Here is a 5,889-nt window from a genome sequence, read left to right as displayed (position 1 = left end):
CCGGGAGGCGCCGGCCGGACTCCCCTGCGAAGAAGCGGGTGTGCCGCTCCCTGATCGCCGCGACCCGGGCGATGGCGACGGCGAGCGACGGGTCGTGGGCGAGCACGCGTGCGTACAGCGCCTCGCCGATCCAGTCGTCGACGAGTCCCACGGTCAGGTGCGCGCCGACGATGTCCGAGCCCTGCGTGAAGCCGGCGAGGGCGCGGCGTACGGGACCCGGGCCCTGTCGGATGCCGCGTGGCAGCGTGGCATCCGGACCGCCGGCGACGCCCGCGCTGCCGCCGCACGCCTCGATGACCGCCGCGAGCGCATCGGCGATCCAGAACTTCTCGAACGCCCAGGTGACGAGGAAGGCCGTGACTCGCGCGTCCTTGTGCGTCGGCGACACGAGGACGTTGCGCAGGTGCGCCATCGTCGCACCCTCCAGCGCGCGCACGTCTCCCAGCACGGCCACGACATCGCGGTCGTGCCGCACCGACGCGATCGCGTCGAGGTCGAGGTCGTCGCGCAGGCTGCCGCGCGCGGACCTCGCGAACTCCCGCACGTCGAAGTCGGCTGGTTCGGCCGACGGGGTCGACGGTGAGCGCGCCATGAGCCGAGGCTACGGCGTTCCCCGGCGACGTGCCAGCGAGCGCCGATCCGGCATGCTCCGCTCTGGCGCGCCGTCGGCGTCTTGCGTAGTGTGCGCGGTGGCGGCGCCGGTCGGGCCTCGCCCAGTCGAGGAAGGGCGAACGATGACGGATGCGACGACGAAGCCGACGATCGTGCTGGTGCACGGGGCGTGGGCCGACGGYTCGAGCTGGGAGGCGGTGACGAGGGCGCTGCAGGTGCAGGGATTCACCGTGCTCGTCCCGCCGAACCTCCTCCGGGGGCTCACGGAGGATGCCGCGTACGTCGCGTCCTTCCTGGCGCAGCGCACGAGCGGGCCGGTCGTGCTCGTGGGCCACTCGTACGGCGGAGCGGTGATCACCAACGCGGGTGCCGCGGCGGGCGACGTCCGCGCGCTCGTCTACGTCAACGCCTTCATGCCCGACCAGGGCGAGACGGTGCTGCAGATCCTCGACGGCTCGGGCTCCGCGCTCGCCGTGGCCGACCCGACGTCGGTGTTCGACATCGCCGGGTACCCCGGGGCGCCCGAGGGTGCGGCGGAGGTCTTCCTGAAGGCCGACGTCGTGCACGGCTCGTTCGCGCAGGACCTTCCCGAAGCCGACCGGTGGACGATCGTCGCCAGCCAGCGCCCGGCGTCACTCGTGGCGAACGTCACGCCGTCGGGTGCGCCCGCGTGGAAGACGATCCCGAGCTGGGCGGTCATCGGCACCGACGACCGCGTCATCCCGGTCGCCGTGCTGCGCCGCATGGCCGAGCGCGCCGGGTCGACGGTCAGCGAGGTCGACGGCGCGTCGCACGTGTCGATGGTCTCGCACCCGGATGCCGCCGTGTCCGCCATCCTCGCGGCCGCGGGCACCGTCTGATCACGCCCGTCGGCGTCAGAACTTGTTGCCGAGTGCCTTGGCCTTGAGCGCCTCGAACTCGCCGTCGCTGATGACGCCCTGGTCGCGGAGCGCCTGTGCCTTCGCGATCTCGTCGGTGGGGCTGGCGAACGAGACCGAGCGCACCTCGGCGTCGGAGTACTCGACGATGTTCGGGTTGCGCCGCGCCTCCGTGCGCTCCGACATCGACTTGCCGCGCACGATGAGGTACACGATGGCGGTCAGCCAGGGCACGAAGACGAGGAGGAGGACCCAGAGCGCCTTGAGCCAGCCGTTCAGCGTGTGGTCGCGGAAGATGTCGATCAGGATGTACACCAGCACGAAGAGATACGCGATGTACGCGAAGATCATGAAGTAGAACCAGAACACGTCCCAGACGCTGCTCAAGAAGGTCATCGAAGTCTCCTACGGTGTCGGATGCCGCGGCCGCCCGGCGGCCGTGTCGCCAACCTACTCCCCGGGGTGCCACGGATGACACATCCCGTGCGGGGAATGTTCTCCTGCTGTTCCGACACGCCGCGTCCGCGGGCTCTTGAGTAATCCTCTGTGCGATGAATAGGCTTCGAACGTGTTCGAGGAAGCTCCGGCGTCCCTCGCGTCGGAGGTCGAGCTGGATCGCCTCCTGCTCGACGCCAAGTTGTCAGTCCCGGAGCCCCCAGCCCGTGGCTCGGTCAGTCGAGCCCCGCTCATCGCCGAAGCCCGTGCGGCACAACGCCGGGTCGTCGGGGTCACCGCCCCCGCCGGGTACGGCAAGTCGACGCTCCTCGCGGAGTGGGCGCGCCTCGAGCACCGTCCCGTCGCCTGGGTGTCGCTCGACCGGTTCGACGACGACCCCGCCGCCCTGCTGACGCTGCTCGCCTCGGCGTTCGCCCGCATCTCCCCGGGGCGCGAATCCCTCGCCGACGATGTGCGGGGGCACGGTGGGTCGGCACTCGGACGCGCGGCTCCGCTCCTGGCATCCGCCCTGCGTACCGCACCCGCGCCGTTCGTCCTGATGATCGACGACCTCCATGTGGTGCGCTCGCCCGCGTGCCACGACGTGCTCAGCATCGTCCTCGCGGGGGTCCCGCGCGACTCGCAGGTGATCGTCGCCAGCCGCGGGGAACAGCCGCACCTGGCCCGACTCCGGGCCTCCGGGCAGACGTTCGAGCTCACCACGTCCGAGCTCGCCCTCGACGCGGTCGGCGCCGCGGCGATCTTCGCCGACGCCGACGTGCCATTGAGTCCCGACGACGCGGCGATGATCGCCGAGCGCACCGAGGGTTGGCCGGTCGGGCTGTACCTCGCCGCGGTCATCGCGCACGACACCGGTGCCCAGTCGGTCGCCGTCTCCGGCGACGACCGCTACGTCGCCGACTACCTCTATCGCGAGTCCATGGCCAAGCTCACGGAGCCGCAACAGCAGTTCCTCCGCCGCACGGCGACGCTCGACACGTTCTCCGCGCAGCTCTGCGACGCGGTGCTCGACCGCGCCGACTCCCAGGAGATGCTGCGCGAGCTCGAGGCCGCCAACGTGTTCCTCGTCCCCCTGGATCGCCGCCGCGAGTGGTACCGCTATCACGCGCTCTTCCGCGAGTTCCTGCTCGGGGAGCTGCGCCGGGTGGAACCCGAGGAGGTCGCTGCCCTCCACCTCGCTGCTGCCTCCTGGTTCGAGGACCACGGCTCCCCCGCCATGGCGATCGAGCACCTGCTCGACGACGCCGGCGAGCGGCCCCGGGCGACGCACCTCGTGTCGACCGTGACCCTCGACACCTACCAGGCCGGTCAACTGACGACAGTGCAGCGGTGGTTCGCCGCGCTCGGCGACCCGGCGATCGAGGCGTATCCCCCGCTCGCCGTGCTCGCCGGCTGGCTCGCGGCCCTCACCGGGCAGGTCAACGAAGCGGACCGCTGGGCGTCGGTGCTCGAGCATGCGTCCTACGACGGCGTGCCCGACGACGGATCCGCCTCGTTCGAGTCAGCGCGCGCGATGCTGCGGGCGATGATGTGCCCCGCCGGCCCGGAACAGGCGCTGTCGGACGCCAGATTCGCCCTCGACGCCGAGCCGTCGTGGAGTCCGTGGCGAGACCAGGCGCTGGCACTCCTCGGCCAGGCGCACCTGCTGCTCGGCTCCACCGAACTCGCGGCGGCCGCCTTCGCGGAGTGCTCGGCGACCGCGGCGGCGCGAGGCAACAACGACGTGCTCATCGTCAGCGAGTCCGAGCTCGCGAAGCTCGCCATGGACTCGGGCCGGTGGAGCGACGCCGACGGCCATGTGCAGACCGCCCTCGCCGCGATCGAGCGCCGGCACATGCACGACTACGCCACCGCCGTGCTCACGTTCGTCGAGGCCGCCCGCCTCGAGGTGCACCGAGGTGACCTTCCGGCCGCGCACCGACAGCTCACGAGGGCGATGCGGGCGCGGCCCACGTGCACGTCCGCCGTGCCGCACATCTCGGTGCGCGTGCGACTCGAGCTGGCGAGGGTGTTCTGGGCGCTCGCCGACCGCGCCACCTCCGCGCACCTCCTGCGGGAGATCGACGACATCCTCCTGCATCGTCCGGCGCTGGGGACCCTCGTCGACGAGGCCGCCCGACTCCGCGAGACCGTGACGTCGAGCGAGCAGCCGGGCCCGATCGGCGGCCCGCCGCTCACGCCCGCCGAGCTCAGGCTGCTGCCGTACCTGCAGACGCACCTGTCCATCCGCGAGATCGGCGAGCGCCTGTTCATCTCGCGCAACACCGTGAGCTCCGAGGTCGGCTCCATCTACCGCAAGCTCGGCGTCTCGGCGCGCAGCGAAGCGGTGGAGCGCGCCATGGCGCTGGGCCTGCTCGGCGCCTAGTCGCGAGTGACGCCGGCGTCGTCGAATGCGTCGTCGATATCGTGGCCCAGCGCCATCGCGACCTTCGGCGCCGCCGCCACCACGCGGGGCAGCCCGACGACGGAGATGATGCCGACCAGCACGTCGACGATCTCGCCCGGTGTCGCCCCAGCGCTCACCGCCGCGTCCGCCTGCGACCCGAACGACGGTTCCGCTCCGCCGACCGCGACGAGGGCCGCGATGCGGGCGAGCGCCAGCGACTTCGCGTCGAGTCCGACGACGCCGACGCCCAGGTCATCGAGGCCTTCCTCCGCGAGCCGCTCGTCGTTGATCGCGAGCCTGCGCAGGCGGTCCGTGTAGTCCACGGCGGCCCCCTTCCCCGTCGGTCGAAGTTACGCACCAGTGCACGCCCTGCGGCGATCCCACGCATCATGCAGATGGGATGATTCGGTCCGACGATGCTCTGAAGCGGCGAGGATCATCCGATCTGCGTGATGCGAGGGGGAACCTCGCCGCCTAGCGTCCGAAGGGATACCGGCGAGACCGGTCAAGCGGAACGAAAGGCCGTTGGTATGAACAGCTTCTGGGACTTCCTGGTGTGGCTCTTCTGGTTCTACGTGATCATCGCGTGCATCTGGATCTTCATCACCGTGTTCATCGACATCTTCCGGGACAACACGCTGAACGGCTGGGGCAAGGCCCTGTGGGTGCTGTTCCTCGTGTTCCTGCCGTTCCTGGCCGCATTCATCTACCTGATCGCCCGGGGCCGCGGGATGGCGGAGCGCAATGCAGCTCGGGCCGCCGAGGCCCAGGCCGCCAACGCGGACTACATCCGCACGGTGGCCGGATCCTCCTCGTCGTCGACGGCGGCCGAGATCGAGAAGGGCAAGCAGCTGCTCGATTCCGGTGCCATCACGCAGGCGGAGTTCGACGCGCTCAAGGCCAAGGCGCTGCAGGGCGCGTAGGGCCGGCAGCAGGAAAGGCGAATCATGACCGATCTGGAATTCGGGCCCGTCGAGCTGGTGCTCGCCGCGTTCGAGGGCGACCGTCCGAAGGCCGGCGTCCTCGACGCGATCCTCGACCTGGCGGATGCCGGGACCGTGCGTCTGCTCGATCTCGTCTACGTCACCCGGGCCGAGACCGGGGAGATCGAGTGGATCGAGCTCGACGAGGCGGGCATCGAGATCGGCGAGATCGACCTCGCCGCCTCGGGCATCGCGTCGCACGAGGACCTCGAGGAGCTGAGCGGGCGGCTTCCGCTCGGCACCTCGGCGCTCCTCCTCGTGGTCGAGCTCACCTGGGCGAAGCACCTGGCCTCGAAGCTGTTCGAGGCCGACGGGTTCGTCGTCGACTCCGTGCGCATCCCGGCTCCGGTCGTGAACGCCGTGGTCGAGGAAGTGCGCGCCGCCGGCGCGCTCACCGAGAACTGAGCACGGAAGGACGAGACCGATGCCGATGATGAGAAGGATGGGCCGACCTGGACTGGTCGGCATGGCAGCCCGCACCGCGGTGGTCGCCGGCACGGCGACCGCCGTGAGCGGCGCCGTCTCCGGCAAGCAGCAGGCCGCGGCGCAGCAGCAGCAGGAGGCGCAGCAGTAC

Annotated in this window: 7 protein-coding genes and 1 pseudogene; 5 read left to right on the top strand and 3 right to left on the bottom strand. The window is 70.9% G+C overall.

The genetic code is table 11. The features are described 5' to 3' along the window. Nucleotides 1–592: hypothetical protein (locus AC1DY2_RS14065; RefSeq protein ID WP_476762997.1), on the bottom strand; the 592-nt coding region annotated here is incomplete at its 3' end. Between the two features lie 142 nt (nucleotides 593–734). Here AC1DY2_RS14065 and AC1DY2_RS14060 point away from each other — a divergent pair. Beyond that, complete coding sequence (locus AC1DY2_RS14060) at nucleotides 735–1,472, top strand: alpha/beta fold hydrolase (protein WP_476762996.1); 738 nt, start codon at nucleotides 735–737, stop codon at nucleotides 1,470–1,472. 15 nt (nucleotides 1,473–1,487) lie between these two features. Here the strand turns inward: AC1DY2_RS14060 and AC1DY2_RS14055 are convergent, their stop codons facing one another. Continuing rightward, nucleotides 1,488–1,886 (bottom strand): SHOCT domain-containing protein, encoded by a 399-nt coding sequence (locus AC1DY2_RS14055; RefSeq protein WP_309978041.1) that lies wholly within the window; start codon nucleotides 1,884–1,886, stop codon nucleotides 1,488–1,490. Nucleotides 1,887–2,058: 172 nt separating this feature from the next. Here AC1DY2_RS14055 and AC1DY2_RS14050 point away from each other — a divergent pair, with 172 nt between their 5' ends. Beyond that, nucleotides 2,059–4,311: a winged helix-turn-helix domain-containing protein gene (locus AC1DY2_RS14050; protein WP_476762995.1), complete on the top strand. Its 2,253-nt coding sequence runs from the start codon at nucleotides 2,059–2,061 to the stop codon at nucleotides 4,309–4,311. On the opposite strand, the gene AC1DY2_RS14045 is transcribed toward AC1DY2_RS14050, so the two are convergent. Further along, complete coding sequence (locus tag AC1DY2_RS14045) at nucleotides 4,308–4,655, bottom strand: carboxymuconolactone decarboxylase family protein (protein ID WP_476762994.1); 348 nt, start codon at nucleotides 4,653–4,655, stop codon at nucleotides 4,308–4,310. The two genes, AC1DY2_RS14050 and AC1DY2_RS14045, sit on opposite strands and share 4 nt — an antisense overlap. A gap of 207 nt (nucleotides 4,656–4,862) precedes the next feature. On the opposite strand from AC1DY2_RS14045, the gene AC1DY2_RS14040 reads away from it, so the two are divergent. The 3 genes and pseudogenes from AC1DY2_RS14040 to AC1DY2_RS14030 form a co-directional block, all read left to right on the top strand. After that, nucleotides 4,863–5,255 carry an SHOCT domain-containing protein gene (locus AC1DY2_RS14040; protein ID WP_476762993.1) on the top strand — a complete coding sequence of 131 codons (393 nt, stop codon included), beginning with the start codon at nucleotides 4,863–4,865 and terminating at the stop codon, nucleotides 5,253–5,255. 24 nt (nucleotides 5,256–5,279) lie between these two features. Continuing rightward, nucleotides 5,280–5,720, top strand: coding sequence for a DUF6325 family protein (locus AC1DY2_RS14035; RefSeq protein ID WP_309978032.1), 441 nt, complete (start codon nucleotides 5,280–5,282; stop codon nucleotides 5,718–5,720). A 37-nt stretch (nucleotides 5,721–5,757) separates the two neighbouring features. Beyond that, a pseudogene (locus tag AC1DY2_RS14030) lies at nucleotides 5,758–5,889 on the top strand (SHOCT domain-containing protein); the annotation flags it as partial.

This window comes from Agromyces sp. P1_H4, from assembly GCF_056405255.1.
The sequence above is the reverse complement of the archived record's forward strand: the minus strand, read 5'-3'. Positions and strand labels throughout refer to the sequence as shown.

What these genes read in the sequence shown, in the direction of transcription:
- AC1DY2_RS14055 (WP_309978041.1), bottom strand. Translation starts at nt 1,886, where the DNA reads ATGACCTTCTTGAGCAGCGTCTGGGACGTGTTCTGGTTCTACTTCATG.
- AC1DY2_RS14040 (WP_476762993.1), top strand. Translation starts at nt 4,863, where the DNA reads ATGAACAGCTTCTGGGACTTCCTGGTGTGGCTCTTCTGGTTCTACGTG.
- AC1DY2_RS14035 (WP_309978032.1), top strand. Translation starts at nt 5,280, where the DNA reads ATGACCGATCTGGAATTCGGGCCCGTCGAGCTGGTGCTCGCCGCGTTC.